The sequence below is a fragment of the Paraburkholderia sp. TE9906 genome, assembly GCF_056279605.1.
In genome coordinates this window covers 784,295-802,561 of the sequence record NZ_JBWCCT010000001.1, presented here as the reverse complement: position 1 = coordinate 802,561, position 18,267 = coordinate 784,295, and the positions used below count along the sequence as shown (strand labels likewise).

At 65.7% G+C, this 18,267-nt stretch carries 21 protein-coding genes; 10 read left to right on the top strand and 11 right to left on the bottom strand.

Translation table 11 applies throughout. The features are described from left to right. The first annotated feature begins 305 nt into the window (after positions 1-305). The 5 genes from ACZ9H4_RS03580 to ACZ9H4_RS03560 all read left to right on the top strand — a co-directional run bounded on the left by ACZ9H4_RS03580 (position 306) and on the right by ACZ9H4_RS03560 (position 3,587). Positions 306-659 (top strand): YciI family protein, encoded by a 354-nt coding sequence (locus ACZ9H4_RS03580; protein WP_408142051.1) that lies wholly within the window; start codon positions 306-308, stop codon positions 657-659. Between the two features lie 144 nt (positions 660-803). Next, positions 804-1,217: a YciI family protein gene (locus ACZ9H4_RS03575; RefSeq protein WP_408142052.1), complete on the top strand. Its 414-nt coding sequence runs from the start codon at positions 804-806 to the stop codon at positions 1,215-1,217. A gap of 87 nt (positions 1,218-1,304) precedes the next feature. Then, positions 1,305-1,832, top strand: a complete 528-nt coding sequence (locus ACZ9H4_RS03570) for an SRPBCC family protein (protein ID WP_476118246.1) — start codon at positions 1,305-1,307, stop codon at positions 1,830-1,832. A gap of 68 nt (positions 1,833-1,900) precedes the next feature. After that, entirely contained in the window at positions 1,901-2,308 is a 408-nt protein-coding gene (locus ACZ9H4_RS03565) for a VOC family protein (RefSeq protein WP_476118245.1), read from the top strand. Between the two features lie 4 nt (positions 2,309-2,312). Then, positions 2,313-3,587, top strand: a complete 1,275-nt coding sequence (locus ACZ9H4_RS03560) for an RNA polymerase sigma factor (RefSeq protein ID WP_408142058.1) — start codon at positions 2,313-2,315, stop codon at positions 3,585-3,587. A 60-nt stretch (positions 3,588-3,647) separates the two neighbouring features. Here the strand turns inward: ACZ9H4_RS03560 and ACZ9H4_RS03555 are convergent, their stop codons facing one another. From ACZ9H4_RS03555 to ACZ9H4_RS03530, 6 genes are all read right to left on the bottom strand, one after another. After that, on the bottom strand, positions 3,648-4,265 hold the full coding sequence (locus ACZ9H4_RS03555) for a LysE family translocator (protein ID WP_408142060.1): 618 nt from the start codon (positions 4,263-4,265) through the stop codon (positions 3,648-3,650). Between the two features lie 77 nt (positions 4,266-4,342). After that, positions 4,343-4,921 (bottom strand): DUF4337 domain-containing protein, encoded by a 579-nt coding sequence (locus tag ACZ9H4_RS03550; protein WP_408142062.1) that lies wholly within the window; start codon positions 4,919-4,921, stop codon positions 4,343-4,345. Between the two features lie 123 nt (positions 4,922-5,044). Then, positions 5,045-5,221 (bottom strand): DUF1427 family protein, encoded by a 177-nt coding sequence (locus ACZ9H4_RS03545; RefSeq protein WP_408142064.1) that lies wholly within the window; start codon positions 5,219-5,221, stop codon positions 5,045-5,047. Between the two features lie 39 nt (positions 5,222-5,260). Then, complete coding sequence (locus ACZ9H4_RS03540) at positions 5,261-6,226, bottom strand: quinone oxidoreductase family protein (protein ID WP_476118244.1); 966 nt, start codon at positions 6,224-6,226, stop codon at positions 5,261-5,263. Between the two features lie 179 nt (positions 6,227-6,405). Beyond that, positions 6,406-7,236 (bottom strand): helix-turn-helix domain-containing protein, encoded by an 831-nt coding sequence (locus ACZ9H4_RS03535; protein ID WP_476118243.1) that lies wholly within the window; start codon positions 7,234-7,236, stop codon positions 6,406-6,408. Between the two features lie 243 nt (positions 7,237-7,479). Continuing rightward, the gene (locus tag ACZ9H4_RS03530; protein ID WP_408149651.1) at positions 7,480-8,433 is read right to left on the bottom strand and encodes an AEC family transporter; all 954 of its coding nucleotides are present in this window, start codon (positions 8,431-8,433) and stop codon (positions 7,480-7,482) included. A gap of 124 nt (positions 8,434-8,557) precedes the next feature. Here ACZ9H4_RS03530 and ACZ9H4_RS03525 point away from each other — a divergent pair, with 124 nt between their 5' ends. Continuing rightward, positions 8,558-9,424: a LysR family transcriptional regulator gene (locus ACZ9H4_RS03525; RefSeq protein WP_476118242.1), complete on the top strand. Its 867-nt coding sequence runs from the start codon at positions 8,558-8,560 to the stop codon at positions 9,422-9,424. 9 nt (positions 9,425-9,433) lie between these two features. Here ACZ9H4_RS03525 and ACZ9H4_RS03520 read toward each other — a convergent pair whose 3' ends face one another. Both ACZ9H4_RS03520 and ACZ9H4_RS03515 read right to left on the bottom strand, forming a co-directional pair. Next, positions 9,434-10,096 (bottom strand): VC0807 family protein, encoded by a 663-nt coding sequence (locus tag ACZ9H4_RS03520; protein ID WP_476118241.1) that lies wholly within the window; start codon positions 10,094-10,096, stop codon positions 9,434-9,436. Positions 10,097-10,260: 164 nt separating this feature from the next. Continuing rightward, positions 10,261-10,989, bottom strand: a complete 729-nt coding sequence (locus ACZ9H4_RS03515; RefSeq protein WP_476118240.1) for a GNAT family N-acetyltransferase — start codon at positions 10,987-10,989, stop codon at positions 10,261-10,263. Between the two features lie 118 nt (positions 10,990-11,107). Between ACZ9H4_RS03515 and pdxR the strand changes: the two genes are divergently transcribed. Both pdxR and ACZ9H4_RS03505 read left to right on the top strand, forming a co-directional pair. Further along, positions 11,108-12,637, top strand: coding sequence for a MocR-like pyridoxine biosynthesis transcription factor PdxR (gene pdxR, locus ACZ9H4_RS03510; protein WP_476118239.1), 1,530 nt, complete (start codon positions 11,108-11,110; stop codon positions 12,635-12,637). Positions 12,638-12,908: 271 nt separating this feature from the next. After that, a complete protein-coding gene (locus ACZ9H4_RS03505; RefSeq protein WP_121323754.1) occupies positions 12,909-13,241 on the top strand; it encodes a hypothetical protein in 333 nt (110 codons plus the stop codon). Between the two features lie 55 nt (positions 13,242-13,296). Here ACZ9H4_RS03505 and ACZ9H4_RS03500 read toward each other — a convergent pair whose 3' ends face one another. Then, the gene (locus ACZ9H4_RS03500) at positions 13,297-13,968 is read right to left on the bottom strand and encodes an aspartate/glutamate racemase family protein (RefSeq protein WP_476118238.1); all 672 of its coding nucleotides are present in this window, start codon (positions 13,966-13,968) and stop codon (positions 13,297-13,299) included. Between the two features lie 155 nt (positions 13,969-14,123). On the opposite strand from ACZ9H4_RS03500, the gene ACZ9H4_RS03495 reads away from it, so the two are divergent. Further along, positions 14,124-14,705, top strand: a complete 582-nt coding sequence (locus ACZ9H4_RS03495; RefSeq protein ID WP_476118237.1) for a flavin reductase family protein — start codon at positions 14,124-14,126, stop codon at positions 14,703-14,705. A gap of 61 nt (positions 14,706-14,766) precedes the next feature. On the opposite strand, the gene ACZ9H4_RS03490 is transcribed toward ACZ9H4_RS03495, so the two are convergent. Further along, entirely contained in the window at positions 14,767-15,252 is a 486-nt protein-coding gene (locus ACZ9H4_RS03490) for a GNAT family N-acetyltransferase (protein ID WP_408149637.1), read from the bottom strand. Positions 15,253-15,549: 297 nt separating this feature from the next. Between ACZ9H4_RS03490 and thrS the strand changes: the two genes are divergently transcribed. Further along, positions 15,550-16,800, top strand: coding sequence for a threonine--tRNA ligase (gene thrS / locus ACZ9H4_RS03485; protein WP_408328121.1), 1,251 nt, complete (start codon positions 15,550-15,552; stop codon positions 16,798-16,800). 128 nt (positions 16,801-16,928) lie between these two features. On the opposite strand, the gene ACZ9H4_RS03480 is transcribed toward thrS, so the two are convergent. Then, on the bottom strand, positions 16,929-18,251 hold the full coding sequence (locus tag ACZ9H4_RS03480) for an MFS transporter (RefSeq protein ID WP_476118236.1): 1,323 nt from the start codon (positions 18,249-18,251) through the stop codon (positions 16,929-16,931). Positions 18,252-18,267 lie beyond the last annotated feature (16 nt).

The window sequence follows — 18,267 nt, the reverse complement described above, 5'->3', positions numbered from 1 at the left end:
GGCAAGAGCACAGCACAGCGCAAAAAAACGCCCCAAGGGGCGTTTTTTGCATTCGGCAATTGCGTTACCCCGCGCTCGACGCGCATCAGTCGTCGGACGCCGTCAGATCTGCGTACGCGGTGCCGCTGTGGCCGTTACGAGTCTCCGTAAGGAGCACGCCGAACGGCGGCGCGCGCGGCGCATCGGGTTTGCCGACGTCATTCACGCTTGCTAGACTGGCTCTCCCCTCTTTGCCGCCAGCGCGTGTGTTGCCGTCCGGCTCCCGCCGGAGGGTGCCGTGAGCGGTGCGATCAATCGGAGACACCATGTCTTACATGTTGCTCATCGTCGAACCCCCGAATCAGCGCGTCGAGCGCGGTGAAGCCGCGGGGCGCGAAGTCTATGACCAGATGGTGCATTTCGCCGCCGACCTCAAGGAGCGCGGCAAACTGCTCGCGGTCGAATCCCTCACTTCCCAGAGCGATGCCGTGCGCGTGCAGGTCCGTGACGGACAGCCGAAACTGCTCGACGGCCCGTTCGCCGAAGCGAAGGAAATGATCGGCGGCTTCTTCCTGCTCAATTGTGAAACCCGCGAAGAAGCGGTGGCGATCGCGCAAGCCTGCCCGGCGGCGTCGTGGTGTACGGTCGAAGTGCGCAAGCTCGGACCGTGTTTCATGTAATCGACAACGTCTCGCGGTTGCGGGGCGCCCGGGTTTTCCCTGGGGCGCTGGCAGCCGTGTCGATCTTGCCGCGCATTGCTCGTCGTGTGTGTAAGGAGCCGGCCATGCACAAGGCTCTTCACTCGACAAAAAGGAGCAATGGCGATGCGATTCATGATCCTGGTTAAAGCGACGGCCGCCAGCGAAGCGGGCGACATGCCGGAAGCGTCCCTGATGGCCGCGATGGGCGCGTATCACGAAGAACTCGCCAAAGCCGGTGTGCTGCTCGACGCCACCGGTTTGCAGCCGAGTTCCAAAGGCTGGCGGATCCGCTACAGCGGCGGCAGGCGCACGGTCGTCGACGGGCCGTTCACCGAGAGCAAGGAACTGATCGCAGGCTATACGCTGATCCAGGTGCGCTCGCGAGAAGAGGCAATGGAATGGGCGCGGCGTTTTCCCGCGCCGTTCGGCGAGCAGGCCGATGGTGAAATCGAAGTGCGGCAACTGTTCGAACTCGACGATTTCGAGCCCGGTCCCGAGGTGGAGCGGTTTCGAAATCTGGAAGCGTCGCGGCGATGAGCCGCGAGCCGGCGTGCTTGCCGACCGGCACGCCGCTTCCATGCGCATCCCGCATCGAGCCGAACAACGCCTCCGAAAGGAACCATCATGCTCAAGAACTCGGCGCTCGTCGTACTAGTGGCGGTGGCCCTGCTGCTCGCTTATGCGGCGACCCGGCCCGACAGCTTCCGGATTGAACGCAGCGTGCGCATTCAGGCGCCGCCCGAGCGGATCTATGCGCTGATCGACGACCTGCACCGGTTCAACCTGTGGAATCCGTTTCTGCGCAAGGACCCCACAGCGCAAGGCACGTACAGCGGCAGGCCGGACGGCAAGGGTGCGCGCTATGCGTGGCAGGGCGAAAAGCTCGGCGAGGGGCAGATGGAAATCGTCGATACGACGGCCGCGTCGAGCGTGACGATGAAGCTCGATATCATCACGCCGTTCGAAGCGCACAAAATGGCCGAGTTCGCATTGAAGCCGCAGGGCGACGCCACCGAGGTGACCTGGGCGATGCACGGTCCCGCGCCGTATCTGTCGAAGCTGGCGCAGGTGTTCGTCAGCATGGACCGGATGGTCGGCAAGGACTTCGAAGACGGCCTGAGCCATCTGAAGACGCTGGCCGAGGCGAGTTGAGGCGAACCGGCTGGCTGATTCGCGCGGCGCTGAGCGCCCCGTCCACAACGCATTAAAGGGACTTCGTCATGCACAAGCAGCTTTACGTGAATCTCGCCGTCGACGATCTCGAACGGTCGAAAGCCTTCTTCAGCACGATCGGCTTCAGCTTCGAGCCGCAGTTCACCAACGAGCAGGCGGCCTGTCTGATCCTCGGCGAAAACATCTACGCGATGCTGCTGGTCAAGGACCTATTCAAGTCCTTCACGCGCAAGTCGCTTTGCAATCCAAAGGAAAGCACCGAAGCGCTGGTGGGTCTGTCGTGCGAGAGCCGCGGCGAGGTGGATGCGCTGGTCGCGAGAGCACTCGCCGCCGGCGGCACCGTGCCGCGCGCGCCACACGACTACGGCTTCATGTATGGGCACGGCTTCGAAGACATCGACGGGCATATCTGGGAGCTGATCTGCATGGACCCGAACGCGCAGGCAGCGGGTTGAGGCCGTGACGACGCAGGCCACCCATCGTGCCATCGAGGCAGTCTGGCGGATCGAGTCCGCCAAGGTCATCGCCCACGTCGCGCGGATCGTACGCGACGTGGGCCTTGCCGAAGAACTCGCGCAGGACGCGCTCGTGGCCGCGCTCGAACATTGGCCCGCTGCGGGCGTGCCCGACAATCCGGGAGCGTGGCTGATGGCGACCGCGAAGAACCGTGCGCTCGACCGCTTGCGGCAGGAAGCGCTGCATGCCCGCAAGCGCGAGGAGCTGGGCCACGATCTCGATGCGCGCGAGGCGCACCTCGTGCCGGATTTCGTCGATAGCCTCGATGCCGCGCGCGCCGACGATATCGGCGACGATCTGCTGCGGCTGGTGTTCACCGCGTGCCATCCGGTGCTGTCGACGGATGCGCGCGTCGCGCTCACGCTGCGCCTGCTCGGCGGCCTCACCACCGACGAAATCGCGCGCGCGTTTCTGGTGCCCGAGCCGACCATCGCCCAGCGGATCGTGCGCGCGAAGCGCACGCTGTCCGCGGCGAAGGTGCCGTTCGAGGTGCCCCAGGCGGACGCGCGCGCGCCGCGGCTCGCGTCGGTGCTGCAGGTGATCTACCTGGTTTTCAACGAAGGCTATTCGGCCACGGCCGGTGACGACTGGATGCGTCCGGCGTTATGCGAGGAAGCTTTGCGGCTCGGACGCGTGCTCGTCGGGCTCGTGCCCGGCGAGAGCGAGGTGTACGGCCTCGTCGCGTTGATGGAGATTCAGGCCTCGCGCACGCATGCGCGCACCGATGCGCAGGGCCGTCCGGTGCTGTTGCTCGATCAGGATCGCAGCCGCTGGGATCCGCTGCTGATCCGCCGTGGACTCGCCGCGCTCGACCAGTCGCACGCGCTGGGCGGCGCGAGCGGTCCGTACGCGTTGCAGGCCGCGCTGGCCGCATGTCATGCGCGCGCGCGCCGCGCCGAAGATACCGATTGGGCGCAGATCGTCGCGCTATACGACGCGCTTGCGCAGGTGGCGCCGTCGCCGGTGGTCGAGTTGAACCGCGCGGTGGCGGTGGGGATGGCGTTCGGCCCGGCTGCAGGTCTTGAGATCGTCGACGCGCTCGCCGCCGATGCGGCGCTCGCGAACTATCACTGGCTGCCCAGCGTGCGCGGCGATCTGCTGATGAAACTCGGGCGCGTTGAAGAAGCGCGCGCCGAGTTCGAACGCGCCGCCGCGATGACGCGCAACGCACGCGAGCGCGACTTGCTGCTCGAACGCGCGCGGGGCCTCGCGCATTGACACCGCATTGACACCGCATTGAAACCGCATTGAAACCGCGTTGAAACGTCAGCGAGCGCGCTAGCGGATCAGCTGACGCACGCCCAGTGCAACGATCAGACCGCCGCACACGCGATCGACCCACGCCTTGCTGCGCCGGTACGCCAATGCGATCCGCGCATGCGACAGCGTCAGCGCGACGAAGCCGTACCAGCTGCTCGCGACGACGCACACCATGCCGAGCATCGCGGCAAACGTGCCGACGCTGACATGCGCGGGCGCCGCCGACGAGAACACCGCGGCGAAGAACGCCATCGATTTCGGATTCGCGATGTTGGTCGCGAAGCCTTGCGCGAACGCCTGCCGGAAACCGCCTGCCGGCGCATCCACCGTGGGGGCCGGCTTGCCGGCCGACGCATTGGCGATCAACCGCCCGCCGAACCAGATCAGATAAGCGGCGCCGGTCACCTTGACCGCGAGCGCGAGCCACGGGAACGCGGCGAACACGATGCCGACGCCGAGGATCGCGCAAGTCGCCCAGAACAGATTCACCAGCACGATGCCGGCGACCACCGCAAGCGCTTCGAGACGCGTCGCCGATGCGGCCTTGTGCGCGACCGCGACGAAGTTCGGGCCGGGAATCACCACGCCGGCGATGTACACCGAGAAAACGCCGAGAACGGCGGAGCCATCAACCATACGACACTCCCGATTGCGCATCTGCGGCACGGCGCGGTGAGCGAACAACGCGCGCGCGGCGGATGCCCGTGTGAAATTCAAGCCGCCAGAAACGCGACGCCCGCAGTCACCACACCCGCCGCCGCCACGGCGAACGACAGATTGCGCAGCCAGTTCTTGCGCGTCAGCAAGGTGATCGCGGACAGCGCAATCGCCACCTGGATCAGCAGGGTAGCCTGCGCCCAGCGATGATGGCCGTGCAGCAGCGTTTCGCTGCGGCTGTCATTGTCCACGACTTCCTTTTCGATTGCTTCGGCCTTCTCGCGGATCGGCGCTTTCTGCTGCTTGTATTTGTCGACGTCGGCGAGGAATTTCGCGTGGGCGTCGCTATTGCCCGCGGACAGCGCCGCGCCGAGTTCGGCGAGGTTCTGTTTCTCGCCCTTCGCCTGGTAGTAATTCCACTGGTTCGACGCTTCGGTCTTTTTGATCGCGGCTTCGTTCTTGTAGAACAGGGCGAGGTTTTCGCTGTTGCCGCTCTGGTACGCACACAGCGCGCCGATTGTCGCGAGGATCGCGGTCATCACGGCCATGCGGCTTGCAAACGGGTCCGCGTCGTGGCGGCCGGCGTGTTCGACGGCATGGTCGTGCGGACCATGCACTTCATATTCTGATGACATCCAATTCTCCGAGGCAATGCTTCTTCTTCGTCACCGGGCCGTGCGTCGGCGCGAGGGGCTCAATCTTAACGTGTGGCGCGCGGCGACGGAAAAGGGACGGGTGTCAGCAGAGCCGCAGGCGCTTCAGTGAATGCCCGACGCGAGCCACGTGCGCACGAGTGGAAGCACATGTTCGCCGCCGAGCATGCCGAGCAGCCCGACCAGCGCGACGGCCGGCGGCGCGGGCGACTTCACTTCCATCACGCTGTAGAGCAGCCCGACCACCACCCCGGCGGCGAGCGAGAGCAAATAGGCTTTCATGTCCGTTGTCCTTCTGTGGGAGGCGGGCCTCAATGGCACTCACATGCGGATGACGACGCGGCCGCGCGTGCCGCCGGCCACTGCCTGATAGGCTTCGCGCGCCCGTTCGAGCGGAAACTCCTGCGCGATGGCCGGCCCGCTCAGCTTGCCGCTTTCGAAGCCTTCGACCAGCGCCGTCATCAACGGCGCCGATTCCGCGACACCCAGCTTCGCGCTGTCCACGCCGAGCAATTGGGTCTCGTTGTGATAGAAGTCGATCAGATCGAACTCGACGCGACGCTTGCCCGTCGCGCTGATTTCCAGCACCCGGCCGCGCCGTTTGACGAAGCTCAGCGCCGTCTCGAACGCGACGCCGCCGACCGTGTCGTAGACCACGTCCGCGCCCGCGCCGCCGGTCAATTCACGCAGGCGCTCGGTGACGTGTTCGTCGAACGGCACGTAGTCGTCGGTCAGGCGGCCTGCCGGCGTGTTCGGATCGAGCGGATGGCGATCGACGGCGATCACGCGCGCGCCGCGCGCCTTCGCGATCTGTGCCACCGCGCCGCCGACGCCGCCGCCCGCGCCGATCACAGCAATGGTTTCGCCGGCCCGCAGTTGCGCGTACTCGACGGTGCCGAGCCATGCGACCACGAAGTTCACGCCGATCGCGGACGCTTCGGCATGAGTCAGCGTGGCCGGTTTGCGCGACAGCCCGGCGAGCGGGATGCGGATGAACTCCGCGTGCGTGCCGTCGCGCGTGAAGCCGATGTCGCCGCCGGTGCCCCACACGTCGGCGCCGAGCCACGCCGGCGGACCGTCGACCACCACACCGCTGAAGTCGCGCCCCGGCGTGCGCGGCAGGACCGTGTGCTCGAAATGTCCGGACACGTTCTTGACGTCGCTCGGATTCACCGAGGCCGCCATGATGCGCACGACGGCGCTGCCTGCGTCGGCCTGCGGCGTCGGCAGGTCGATGTACTCGAGCACCTCGGGGTTGCCAAAAGACTTGAACTGAATCGCTTTCATCGTGAGTCGCTCCAGGTGGATTCTTGTGCTGCGCCGTGTGGCGGGATGAGGGTAGTCTAGGTGACTGGCATGCGGGCGTCAGGACAAGAGCTTTCGAATTTCGGACAATGGGTGGCTGTGGCTGTGGCTGTGGCTGTGGCTGTGGCTGTGGCTGTGGCTGTGTGCAGGGCGCGGCCTCTTCAACGCCTGCTATTACCCGTCGCTTCCCGCGGTTCATCGGCCGCCGCCTCGCTCAGCGTCCCGCCAGGATCGAAGCCGGTCGGCGGCGCGCCCAGTTCCCGCCGGAACATGTCGCTGAAGCTGCTCGGCTGGAATCCAAGCGAGCGCGCGATGCTGCTGACCGGGCGTCCCTCGGCGAGCCCCGACACGGCCACCGCCAGCTGCACCTGGCGTCGCCATTGCGCAAAGCCTACGCCGAGTTCACGCATGAAGAGCCGCGCGAGCGTGCGCACGCTCGCGCCCACCGATGCCGCGTGCTGCTCGAAGCTGATTGCGATCGACGGATTGTCGATCACCGCGCGGCATAGCGCTTCGAGCCGCCGGTCCGACGCATCGGGCAGCGCGATGCGCAGCGACGAACGCGGCGCGTGCGTGAGTTCCAGCATGGCGAGACGGTAGGCGGCATCGAGATAGGTTTGATCGCGCGCGCGGGTGCGCTCATGTTCGGCAATCGACGTGATCAGTTCGCGCAGCAGGCCGTTGACCTCGAACACGTCGCTGCGCCGGCTCAGATGACCGACATTGCGCTCATGCAGATAGAGATTGCGCATCTCCACGTCGCTCATCATGTGGATCGAGTGGAGCGTGCCGGCCGGCAACCAGACCGCGCGCTGCGGCGGCACGACGAGCGCTTCGCGGCCGGCTTCGACCCACATCACGCCGGATACCGCATACAGCACTTGTGCCCATGTGTGCGAGTGCGGGTCGATGCGCAGGCCGCGCGGATAGCGACGCGCGAGCGAGCGGGCGTCGGCGTCGTCGTGAAGTTCGGGTGGGCGGGCTTTGGGCACGGCGGGTCGGGGTGGTCTCGCTTCGTATGTCGGGATCGCGGGCCTGACCGGCCCGTTTGCGAAGCATAGCGCGAGGTGGGGGCAGGCGTGTGTCGTCGCAGGCGCCGCGCGGCGTGTGCCGGCGGGAGCGCGAGGACGATAGAGTCGGCGGTGTGCTTAAAGGCGCGTGCCGCCGACCTGCATATCGGATCTAGCCGTGCCTCGATTCACGGCGATCAAGATTCACGCGCCGTACGCTGCGGCTCAGGTGCGATGGCCCATCAACAACAGCAGCAACGACAACGTCACCACCGACCCTACCGTCGACAGCAAGATGGTCCGCGACGTGATGTGCGCTTCACGCCGGTAAAACTCCGCGAGCATGAAAGGTCCCGTGCCGGTCGGCAGCGCGGCCAGCACGACTGCCATTTCCACGAGCATCGGCGCGAGGCCGAACACGCGCGCGGCGAGCCACCATGTCAGCGCGGGCTGCACCAGCAGCTTGACGCCGGTCAGCAGCAGCGAAACGCCACCAGCACTACCAGCACCTGCACCCGACGGTCGCTTCTCCGCGAGGAACAGGCCGAGGCTCACCAGCGCGCACGGACTCGCCGCGCCTGCCAGCAGTTTCAGAAACGTCTCCGCGCTCGCCGGCATCGGGACGTGCAGGCTCGCAAACAGCACGCCCGCGATCGGCGACACGATCAGCGGATTGCGCGCGAGCGAGCCCAGCACTTTCAGGCCGAGCTTGTGCGGCGTGCGTTCGGTCTGCAAGCCGACTTCGATCAGCACGATCGCCAACGCGAACAGCACACAGGCGACGAGAATCGTCGCGATCGTGGTCGGCGTCAGGCTCGCCTGGCCGAACGCGATCATGCCGAGCGGAAAGCCGATGTAGCCGGTGTTCGGATACGACGCCGCAATCGCATCGACGCTGGCGTCGGCGAGATGCTGGCCGCTCAGCAGCCGTGTCGTGAGGATCAGCACGAACACGCCGACGCACGCAATCGAAAAGGTCGCGACGAACGCGGGCTGATACAACTGCCGCCAGGTGGCGTGCGCCATCGTGTCGAACAGCAGGGCGGGCAGTGCGAGCCAGACCACGAAGCGATTCAGTTCCGACGCGGAGTTCGGTCCGAGCACGCCGCTGCGGCGGCACGCAAAGCCCGCGAAAATCAGGCCGAAGACGGGAAGCAGAATCTCGAGGGTGGCTAACATCGGTGGGAAAAGTGTGAGCGGACAGACAACCCGCCAGCGTAGTGGCTCGCGTTGATACAATCCAATACTGTTTTTTGGCTTCGATAATACCTTTTTTGCATCGTCCATCCGGCGGGAGTGCATCGTGATCGATATCAAGCCGCTGCGCTATTTCGTGACGCTGGCCGAGACGCGCCATTTCGGCCGTGCGGCGGCGCGTCTGAACCTGTCGCAGCCGCCGTTGAGCCGGCAACTGGCGGCGCTGGAGGCGAACCTCGGCGTCACGTTGATCGAGCGCAGCCCGCGCAGCGTCACGCTGACCGCGGCCGGCGAGCGCTTTTATGCCGACGCGAAGGCGATTCTCGCGTCGGTGGAGCAGGCGGTCAGCAATGCGCAGGCCGCCGCGCACGGCGACGCCGGCAAGCTCTCGATCGGCTTCACGATGTGTTCCGCGTATAGCGTCGTGCCCGGCTATGCGCGGGTCTTCGGCGTCGCGTATCCGGAGGTGACGTTGAATCTGCGCGAAGTCGTGTCGAACGATCTCGCCGCGCAGGTGCTCGCCGGTCAGATCGACGCGGCCATCATGTTCCCGAACGTGCCCGACAAGGGCCTCGCCACCCGCACGATTCTCAGCGAGCCGCTGTGCGTCGCGCTGTCGCGCAGCCATCCGCGCGCCCGCGCGCGGCGTCTGAAGATCGGGCAACTGGCGGGCGAGCCGTTCGTGCTCGCGTCCGAGGAAGTCGCGCCGAGTCTGCGTGCGACGATCCTCGACCATTGCCGCTTGGGCGGCTTCGAGCCGGACATCCGCTTCGAGGTGCAATTGCAGCAGACGGTGCTGAGTCTCGTCGATGAAGGGGTGGGCGTCGCACTGGTGCCGTCGTCGATGCGCAAGGCGCAACTCGCGGGCGTGGTGTTCAGGCCGCTGGCCGACGCGCCGCTCATCGAACAGGTGTTGGCGTGGTCGCCCGCGAATCGCAATCCTTGTCTCGCGCGGTTTCTTGAACTGGCGTGATGGAAAAGCTCATGGGCTGGCGAGCGGGTTGGCGGGGGCTTCGTCATCGCTCGGATAGCGCAGCGCGTCCTGCTTGATGCGGCGGCGCAGCCAGAAGGTCCACAGCGTCAGCGCGGCATAGACACCGTAGCGCAGCAGGTTGGAGGCGAGCGCTGAGCGCGGGTCGTTCGGCGAGTGCCAGACGATGGCACTGCGCAAGAGGTTCTCGCCGACCATGCCGATGCCCCACACGAGCGTCATCAGGTGGATATAGGCGGCGAGCGTCGGGCGCTCGCGCCAGTGCCGCTCGAAGCTCTCGGCGCTGCGATGGTCTTCGCGCGACATCGTCGAGCGGGCCAGATAGAACACCAGCGGCCGCCGCAATGCGAGCGATGCGAGGAACGACGCGCCGACGAGTCCCGACACCATCGGGTCTTCGATCAACTGCATGCGCGCATCGCCGCCGACGAGCCGCACCAGCAGGGACATCGCGATGCCCACCAGCACGAGCGCGCTGAGCGCGTCGAAATGGCGGTAGCGCAGCAGGTCTACGCTCATCCAGGCGATCAGCGGCAGCGCCGACGCGCTCAGCGCACCGAGCTGGCCCCAGTGCGGGAGCGCGAGCCGGTAGGCGAGCCAGGGCAGGGCGACGTTGATGAGCAGTGCGCTGAGGTAGCGCAGGCGGGGTTTCATCGGCTGGGTGGTGACGGGGTGGCAAGGATGCGGGAGGCGCACTCATGCAAACTCGTGCAAACGTATCAGCGCAGTGTAGGGCGAAGTCTGTTCGCCTGTCATGCTTTGCCGCGTGCAGCGTGCGCCGCCTGTCACGCCGGCATGACCACCGCGTGCCTCAACGCTCAGCCACCCGCCGCCCTTTCCCGCCCGATGAGATCCACCAGCCGCTCGGCTTGCCGCCCCTGCGCATCGAAATTACCCGCGTCGAGCCAACGCGTATAGCTGGCACGCAGCGCGGGCCATTCATCATCGATGATCGAGAACCACGCGGTATCGCGATTGCGTTCGCGATACACGATCGCCTGGCGAAAGATCCCCTCGAACGTGAAGCCGTAGCGCAGCGCGGCGGCGCGCGACGGCTCGTTCAGCGAATCGCATTTCCATTCGAAGCGCCGGTAGCCGAGCGCGTCGAACACGTGGTTCATCAGCAGGAACATCGCTTCGGTGGCAATGCGCGTGCGCTTCAGGCGCGGCGAATACGTGACGTGGCCGACTTCGATCACGCCGTTCGCCCGGTCGATGCGCATCAGCGCCAGCGTGCCGACCGCCTTGCCGGTCGCGAGGTCGATGACCGCGTAATGCAGCGGGTCCGTCGACGCGGCGGCGCGCGTCAGATGCTCGCGGTACGCGGCGAGACTGTCGAACGGACCCACCGCGAGGTAGGTCCAGTCGCGGCCATCGGCGGCCGAACTGTACGCGTCGTACAGATCTTCGGCATGACGCTCGACGTCCACCGGTTCGATCCGGCAATAGCGGCCCACCAGCGGTTCGCGGCCGGGCGCCTGGGCGCCGTTCCAGTTCGGCACGGGCGTGCCGATCGGTTGGTCGAACGCGTTACGTCTGGGTTCCATGTCTGCTCTCCGTGGTTCGTGAAGGTTCGTGAATGCGCGTCAATGATCATGAACGATACGGCAAACGTGGTATGTTCAAAAGATCCAGGACAACCCCATTCGATAGATCCAGCCCGCGATGATCGAGATCATAGGCCCGCTTGCTCACCCGCTCGAAGCAGGCACTGCCGACGGCGGTGCGACGAAGCCCGCGCCGCTGCAAAAGCAGTTGATCGAGCGTTTGCAGCAGGCGATCCTCACGGGGCGCTTGCCCGCCGGCTCGCTGCTGCCTTCGTCGCGCTTGCTCGCCGCGGAAATGGGCGTGTCGCGCAACACGGTAGTGATCGCTTACGAGCATCTGGCCGCCGTCGGCTACGTGATCGCGGACAGGAACGGCACCCGCGTGAGCCCGCTTTCCAGCCCGGCCGCGCGCGGCGAAGTGCCGGTTCGATCGGCCGCGCCCGAAGTGGCCTACGCGGCGCGCGTTGCGCAGTTCGCGGCGACCCAGACCCATGCCGACAACACTTTTCCGCTGACGCCCGGCACGCCCGCGCTGGACCGCTTCCCGCTGGGCGCGTGGCGGCGCGCGCTCGAACGTTCGATGGAGCGCGCATTGCCGCTCGCCCTCGGCTACGGCACGCCGGCCGGCGAACCGGCGTTGCGCGACGCGATCGCCGCGCATCTGCGCATGGCGCGCGGCGTGCGCTGCGACGGCGCACAGGTGGTGATCACCGAGGGCGCGCAGGAAGCGCTGAACCTGTGCGTGCGGCTCTTCGCCAATCCCGGTGACCTCGCGTGGGTCGAGGACCCCGGCTATCGCGGCGCCAAGGCCGCGTTCAATCTCGGCGATCTGCGCACGCTGCCGATGCCGGTCGACGCCGAAGGCATGGCCGCGCCTGCCGACGCGTGGCTCGCGCAGCCGCCGAAGCTGATCTACACGTCGCCCGCGCATCAGTATCCGACAGGGGCGGTGTTGTCGGTGGCGCGCCGTCTGGAGTTGATCGCGCAGGCGCGGCGCTGCGGCGCGTGGCTGATCGAGGACGACTACGACGGCGAATTCCGCCACACCGGCGAGCCGATCGCCAGCATGCAAGGGCTCGTCGATGACGCGCCGGTGTTGTACGTCGGCTCGTTCAGCAAGACGATGTTTCCGGCGCTGCGCATCGGCTTCGTCGTCTTGCCGCGGGCGATTGCCGAGCACACCGCCGTCGCGTTGCAGGAGATGCTGCGCGGCGGGCATCGGCTGGAGCAGTTGGCGCTCGCGCATTTCATCGACAGCGGCGAGTTCGGGCGCCATCTCGGGCGCATGCGGCGTCTGTACCGCGAGCGTCAGCAGGCGCTGCGCGATGCGCTCACCGCGCACTTCGCGCCGGCACGGATTCTGGGCGGCGATTGCGGCATGCATCTGACGTTGCGCTTGCCTGCGCAGGTGGCCGATCGAACCCTCGTCGAACGCGCGCTCGCCAGGGGGCTCAATCCGCGCGCCCTATCCGGTTTCGCGTTGCAGCAGCGGGCTGAAACAAACGGACTGGTGATCGGCTACGGCAACACGGCCGCGGAGCGGCTGGCGCCCGCTGTCGACACGTTGGCCGCACTCGCCCGCGAGCTGGAGGGCGAGGCGCGACGCGAGGCGAAACGCGGTCCGAAAGCCGTGTCGAAAGCCACCTGACGGGCCTCTCGACGGTCGCGCCGGCCGCCGTGTCGCGCGAGTAAGTTTTTAGGTTTGTCCGCGCGCCCCATGTCGCGCTATCGTGTCGTTTATGCGCGGCGATTTCGATGCGTCCGATACTGCCGGACTTGGCGGATCGCCCGCAGCGCATGCCTGGTGCGCCGCACTGCACCATCGCGCGAGAGGCGCGTCGCGGGCCGCCGTCAGGCCCGGGCATGAAGAAAGCTATTGTTGTGGGTTATCTTTGACGATTCATCTGACCGGAGACGACATGAAGGAAATCGAACCGACCCCGTGGTTTGAGCTTGCCGCCCACGCACCCGTCCGTGATGGCTGGTACGAGGTTCAGCTGACGAGCGGGGACACGGCGTTTGCGAAATTTGGCGAAGGCACGTGGACAGAAAAGCCGCTGCTGGTGTTTACGCACTGGCGCGGCTTGTCCGCGGACCCATCGGGCGCCGCCGAGGGCGAGACCGAATCGATCGCCGCCGAAGCCACGGCGGCCCAAGGCGTGCGTGCCGCATGGAACGCGTTCTTCCCGGGACTCGGCGAAGAACAGCACAAACCGCTGGACGCCGTGCCCAACGGGAAAGCGCCGCATTGATGAACGCGCGGGGCGGCGGCTCGCGGGCTGCCGTCCTGAGCGGTTTGGCTTGTCTTTACTTCCGTTCGACTGCTTCGGCGGCAAGCGCGGCTGCTGCGACGGCGGCGGCGAGGCCCGATTGCGGACTGGTGAGCGGTATCGCGCCGCGGGTGACGCGCTGCGCCGCACCTGTCATCGATGCTTGTGCCAGCGCGACGACATCCGCGCCGTCTGCGTAAGCGGCGTCCGCTGCGGCGGCGATCGCCGAGAAATACGCCGGCAAATCTCCTTCCTTGAAGAGCCCCCAGGCACCGCTTATCAGGCGAACGTCGACCTTCGCGGCGGTACGCTTTGCGGCCTCGAGAAAAAGGCTCGCAGTGGGGTCGAACGTGGCCGGTGCCGTGCATAGCACGACGACTTTGCCGCCGTGTGCGGCCGCGCGCTGCGCGAGGGCCGCATCGGTCCGTAAAACGGGCACCGGCGCGCAGTGTTTGGCAAGCGCATCATCCACGGCTGGACCGAGCGTCGAGCAGGTGAGCAAGACGGCGTGCGAGCCGCCGCGCAGCGCGAGCAGCGATGCCCGTGTTTGCATCGCGATGGCTTCGGTGAGGCCGCCGGCTTGCTCGGCGGCTGCGAGCAGGTCCGCGCGGACCTCATGCGTCAATTCGAGCCTGGGCGAGACGGCGCGCGCGGCCGCGTCGAACAGGGCGATATGGCTGTCGGCGGTATGCAGGCAGGCGATGCGCACGGCTTCTCCCTGGTTTTCGATGGTGGCACATTCTCGCCTGGAACCGGGCAGCCTGGAAACTTGAAGCCGGCTCGGCAGACGATCTAGCGCGCCACACCCGCCCTCCTTGACCCCGCTACAATTCCCCTCATCCCAGTCGACCCAAACAAGGACGTATGAAAGTCACCCGAGAACCCGTGGCGTTGTCGCGGGCCACGCAGTTGCTCAATCATGGACCGGTCACGATCATCACCAGCGCGCACGGCGGCCGTTCCAACGTGATGGCGGCGTCGTGGGCGATGCCGCTCGACTTCAACCCGCCCAAGGTAGTGGTGGTGGTCGACAGCCGCACGCTCACGCGGCAATTGATCGAAGCGAGCGGCGTGTTCGGGCTGCAATTGCCGAGCCGCGGATTCGCCGCGCAGACGCTGGCGGTGGGCAGCAATGCGGGCGCCGAGCTCGACAAGTTTTCCGCGTTCGATCTCGACACCTTCCCCGCGCAAAACATCGACGTGCCGATGCTGGCCGGCTGCATCACGTGGATGGAATGCAAGGTGATTCCGGACGATAGCCAACGGCACGATCTGATCATCGGCGAAGTGGTCGCCGCGTATGCGGACAGCCGCGTATATTCGAACAACCGCTGGCATTTCGGCGACGACCCCGATCTGCGCACCTGCCATTACGTGGCCGGCGGAACGTTCTTCGCCACTGGCGACGCGTTCGAAGTGACGCCGGCGAGCGGGTCGGCGCAATGATGGCCGACAGGCGGCGCTGACTCGCCGCCTGTTTGCATCGAAGAAACGTTCCCGTCTTGTGCTACGCGTTGCCTTCGGCGAACGCCTTCAACGCATCGCCGGCCAGGCGGTAGCGCACCCATTCGCTTTGCGCGCTCGCGCCGATCGATTCATAGAAGCCGATGGCCGGCTCGTTCCAGTCGAGCACACTCCATTCGAAGCGGCCGCAGCCGGTGTCGCACGCGATCTGCGCGAGGTGGCGCAGCATCTGTTTGCCCGCGCCGCTGCCGCGTGATGCCGGCGATACGTAAAGGTCTTCCAGATAAAGTCCCTGCTTGCCGAGCCACGTGGAGTACGACAGGAAGTAGACGCAAAAGCCGACTGGCTCGCCGTTCATTTCGCAAATGAGCGACTTCGCCGGCGCGTCGGCGCAGAACAGACTCGCTTCGATATCTTTGACGTTGGCGACGACTTCGTGTTCGGCCTTCTCGTACACCGCGAGTTCGGTGATGAAACGAAGAATCAGGGCAGCGTCGGCTGCGGTCGCGGGGCGGATGTGGATAGTCAAGGCAACGCTCGATGAAGTGAGTGGGATGGCGGATCAAACGCATATCGTAGCGTCTATCGCATGGTTGTGGCCAGCGCGTGCCGCGATGGCGATTGACGCGCCGTCGCAGGATGGTTTACTGTGAGCCCATGGACTTCCACCCGATTTTCCTCGCTGCCGTCCCCACCACGACGACCACCTTCACAGGCGGGTCGTCTGGAGGTTGCACGCGCTAGCAGTAGAAGAGCAGTGGCAAACCACCAAAGGCCCCGCCGGAAACGGACGGGGCCTTTGCATTTCTGAGCCTCCGTTTGCGGCATTCATCGACGGTATTCGAGAAAACGGAGCAGGACTGTGAACGACATCGATCATCGTGTACTAGGCAACAAACTCGACCTTTTCCATCAGCAGGAAGAGGGCGCCGGCATGGTTTTCTGGCATCCGCGCGGCTGGGCGCTGTATCGCGTGCTGGAAGAGTATGTGCGCGTGCGCATGCGGCGCGCCGGCTTTCGCGAGATTCGCACGCCGCAATTGCTCGCGCGTTCGCTGTGGGAAAAGAGCGGGCATTGGGAGAAGTTCGGTGCGGCGATGTATTCGCTCGACGATGCGCAGGAAGCTCGCGCGCTCTGTCTGAAACCGATGAGCTGTCCTTGCCATGTGCAGGTGTTCAATCAGCGCGTGCGCTCGTACCGCGAGTTGCCGGTTCGCTATAGCGAGTTCGGCGCCTGCCATCGCGACGAACCTTCCGGATCGCTCGAAGGCTTGAAGCGTACGCGCGCCTTCGTTCAGGACGATGCGCATGTGTTCTGCGCGCATTCGCATATCGAAGCCGAAGTGGGGCGTTTTTGTTCGCTGTTGCGAGCCGTTTACGCGGATCTCGGTTTTCCGGCTTTCAAGGTTGCGCTTGCGACGCGGCCGTCATTGCGAGCGGGCAGCGATGCAACGTGGGATCGCGCGGAAGAAGCGCTGGCTAAGGCGGCGCGCGCGGCCGGTCTGGAGTTCGACGTGCGCGCAGGAGAGGGCGCTTTTTACGGGCCGAAACTGGAGTTTCATCTGACGGACAGCCGCGCGAGAAGCTGGCAATGCGGCACGATCCAGCTCGACTTCGTGCTGCCCGAGCGGCTCGACGCGGAATTCGTCAACGAGCGCAATGAACGCGAGCGGCCCGTGATGATCCATCACGCGGTGCTCGGCAGCATGGAGCGGTTCATCGCGATGCTGCTCGAACATCACGAAGGCTGGCTGCCGGTATGGCTTGCGCCTGAACAGGTGGCGATCGCGACGATTAGCGATGCAAACCTCGCCTACGCCGAAGAAGTCATGCAAGCGCTCGACGACGCAGGTATCAGAGTGCTGCTCGACAGCCGCCCGGAGCGTCTGGAAAAAAAGATCGTCGACGCGCGCGAGAAGCAGGTGCCGATCCTCGTCGTGCTGGGCTCGCGCGATGAGCGTGATCGGACGATCAGTGTTCGGCTGCGCGATGGACGTCAGTCGACGTTGGCGTTCGCGGACGGTGTCGAGTATTTGAGGCTGGCTGCATTGCCGCCGGCAGTGGCATCGAAAGTATGAGGCCGTGTGCTTCGCCGCGATTGCTGCGCGCGCGAAGCACACGTTATGCGCCGATGGAGCGCCGCCCCATGATTGCCCTAGTGAGCGCCGCCGCTATGCACAAAATCCGATGGCGCCATGCTGAAGTGTCAGCCTTCCGGCACGGTGATATCTTCAACGATCGGCTTGCGAGCCATGAACCAGTAGAACGGCGCCGCACATGCGACGATGATGCCGCCCGAAATGAAGGCGAGCGCATAAGAGCCCGTCGTGTCGACGATAAAGCCCGCGACGAGAGGCGAAAACGCGCCGCCGAAATAGCCGCCGAAGTTCTGGATCGCGCTCACCGACGCAACCATCGACGACGGCGCGATATCTGCCGCGAGCGCCCATGCCGAGCCGATCATCGCGGCAAGGAATGCGAGGCCTACGGTGAACAGCACGAGCGTCACATTCAGCGAATGGGAAAAGGGCAGCGCCATCGCGCACACGCCGGCACCCACCGCGCAGCACACGATCAATGCCCGCTTCGCGCCGATCGGCGACGCAAGCTGGCGATCGACGAGCTTCTTCGCCAGATAGCCGACCGCGATCTCGCCCAGCGCACCACCCACCCAGGGAATGCCCGCGACGACGCCGAGTTGCGCGAACGAGATATGAAAGCGATCGAGAAGATACAGAGGCAGGAACACGAGGAAGATGTTCCAAAGCCAGATCACGCAGAAATAGCCGAGAATCATGCCCCACACGCTGCGGCGCACGAATAGCCAGCGCCACTTGAGTGAAGAACTCGCCAGCGAGCGCTCGTGACCGCCGCCGCCCGCCTCGATATACGCGTGTTCCCCTTTCGATAAACGTTTGCTGTCGCGTGGATTGCGATACAGCACGAGAAATAGCAGCGCAAACGCGATCCCGAATGCACCCGTCACATGAAATAGCGAGCGCCAGCCGAACGCGATCATCAGCGCGACGAGCACGGCGGGCGCGAGCGCGGGTCCCCACTTCGAGGACGAGTCCCAGATGCCCGTCGCGAAACCGCGCTCTTTGGCCGGGAACCACGCCGCGGTGATCTTTGCCGCGGTCGGCCAGCAAGGCGCCTCGCCGACGGCAAGCAACGCGCGCATCACCAGCAATGCGGAGATCGAACCCACCACACCGGTCAACCAGGTGGCGACACTCCACCAGATCATGCCGAGCGCGTACGCACGCTTCGCGCCGAATCGATCGATCAACCATCCTGCGGGCAGTTGCATCAATGCATAGGTCCACGCGAACACGCTCCCCAGCAGTCCGATCTGGGTGCGCGTCAGGCCAAGTTCCTGAATCATGCCGGGTGCGGCGATCGACAGGCTTGCACGATCGAGATAGTTGATGATCCCGCCGACGAGCAGCCAGAACAGGACATGCCAGCGGTAGCCGATGCGAGCGGGTTGCGTCGCGGTGGCCGATACGGAAAGGGTGGGTTTGTCCAACGCGTGTCTCCGTCCA

Coding starts and splice junctions, on each gene's coding strand:
- ACZ9H4_RS03580 (WP_408142051.1), top strand. CDS start 306: ATGTCTTACATGTTGCTCATCGTCGAACCCCCGAATCAGCGCGTCGAG.
- ACZ9H4_RS03575 (WP_408142052.1), top strand. CDS start 804: ATGCGATTCATGATCCTGGTTAAAGCGACGGCCGCCAGCGAAGCGGGC.
- ACZ9H4_RS03570 (WP_476118246.1), top strand. CDS start 1,305: ATGCTCAAGAACTCGGCGCTCGTCGTACTAGTGGCGGTGGCCCTGCTG.
- ACZ9H4_RS03565 (WP_476118245.1), top strand. CDS start 1,901: ATGCACAAGCAGCTTTACGTGAATCTCGCCGTCGACGATCTCGAACGG.
- ACZ9H4_RS03555 (WP_408142060.1), bottom strand. CDS start 4,265: ATGGTTGATGGCTCCGCCGTTCTCGGCGTTTTCTCGGTGTACATCGCC.
- ACZ9H4_RS03550 (WP_408142062.1), bottom strand. CDS start 4,921: ATGTCATCAGAATATGAAGTGCATGGTCCGCACGACCATGCCGTCGAA.
- ACZ9H4_RS03545 (WP_408142064.1), bottom strand. CDS start 5,221: ATGAAAGCCTATTTGCTCTCGCTCGCCGCCGGGGTGGTGGTCGGGCTG.
- ACZ9H4_RS03540 (WP_476118244.1), bottom strand. CDS start 6,226: ATGAAAGCGATTCAGTTCAAGTCTTTTGGCAACCCCGAGGTGCTCGAG.
- ACZ9H4_RS03530 (WP_408149651.1), bottom strand. CDS start 8,433: ATGTTAGCCACCCTCGAGATTCTGCTTCCCGTCTTCGGCCTGATTTTC.
- ACZ9H4_RS03520 (WP_476118241.1), bottom strand. CDS start 10,096: ATGAAACCCCGCCTGCGCTACCTCAGCGCACTGCTCATCAACGTCGCC.
- ACZ9H4_RS03515 (WP_476118240.1), bottom strand. CDS start 10,989: ATGGAACCCAGACGTAACGCGTTCGACCAACCGATCGGCACGCCCGTG.
- pdxR (WP_476118239.1), top strand. CDS start 11,108: ATGATCGAGATCATAGGCCCGCTTGCTCACCCGCTCGAAGCAGGCACT.
- ACZ9H4_RS03505 (WP_121323754.1), top strand. CDS start 12,909: ATGAAGGAAATCGAACCGACCCCGTGGTTTGAGCTTGCCGCCCACGCA.
- ACZ9H4_RS03495 (WP_476118237.1), top strand. CDS start 14,124: ATGAAAGTCACCCGAGAACCCGTGGCGTTGTCGCGGGCCACGCAGTTG.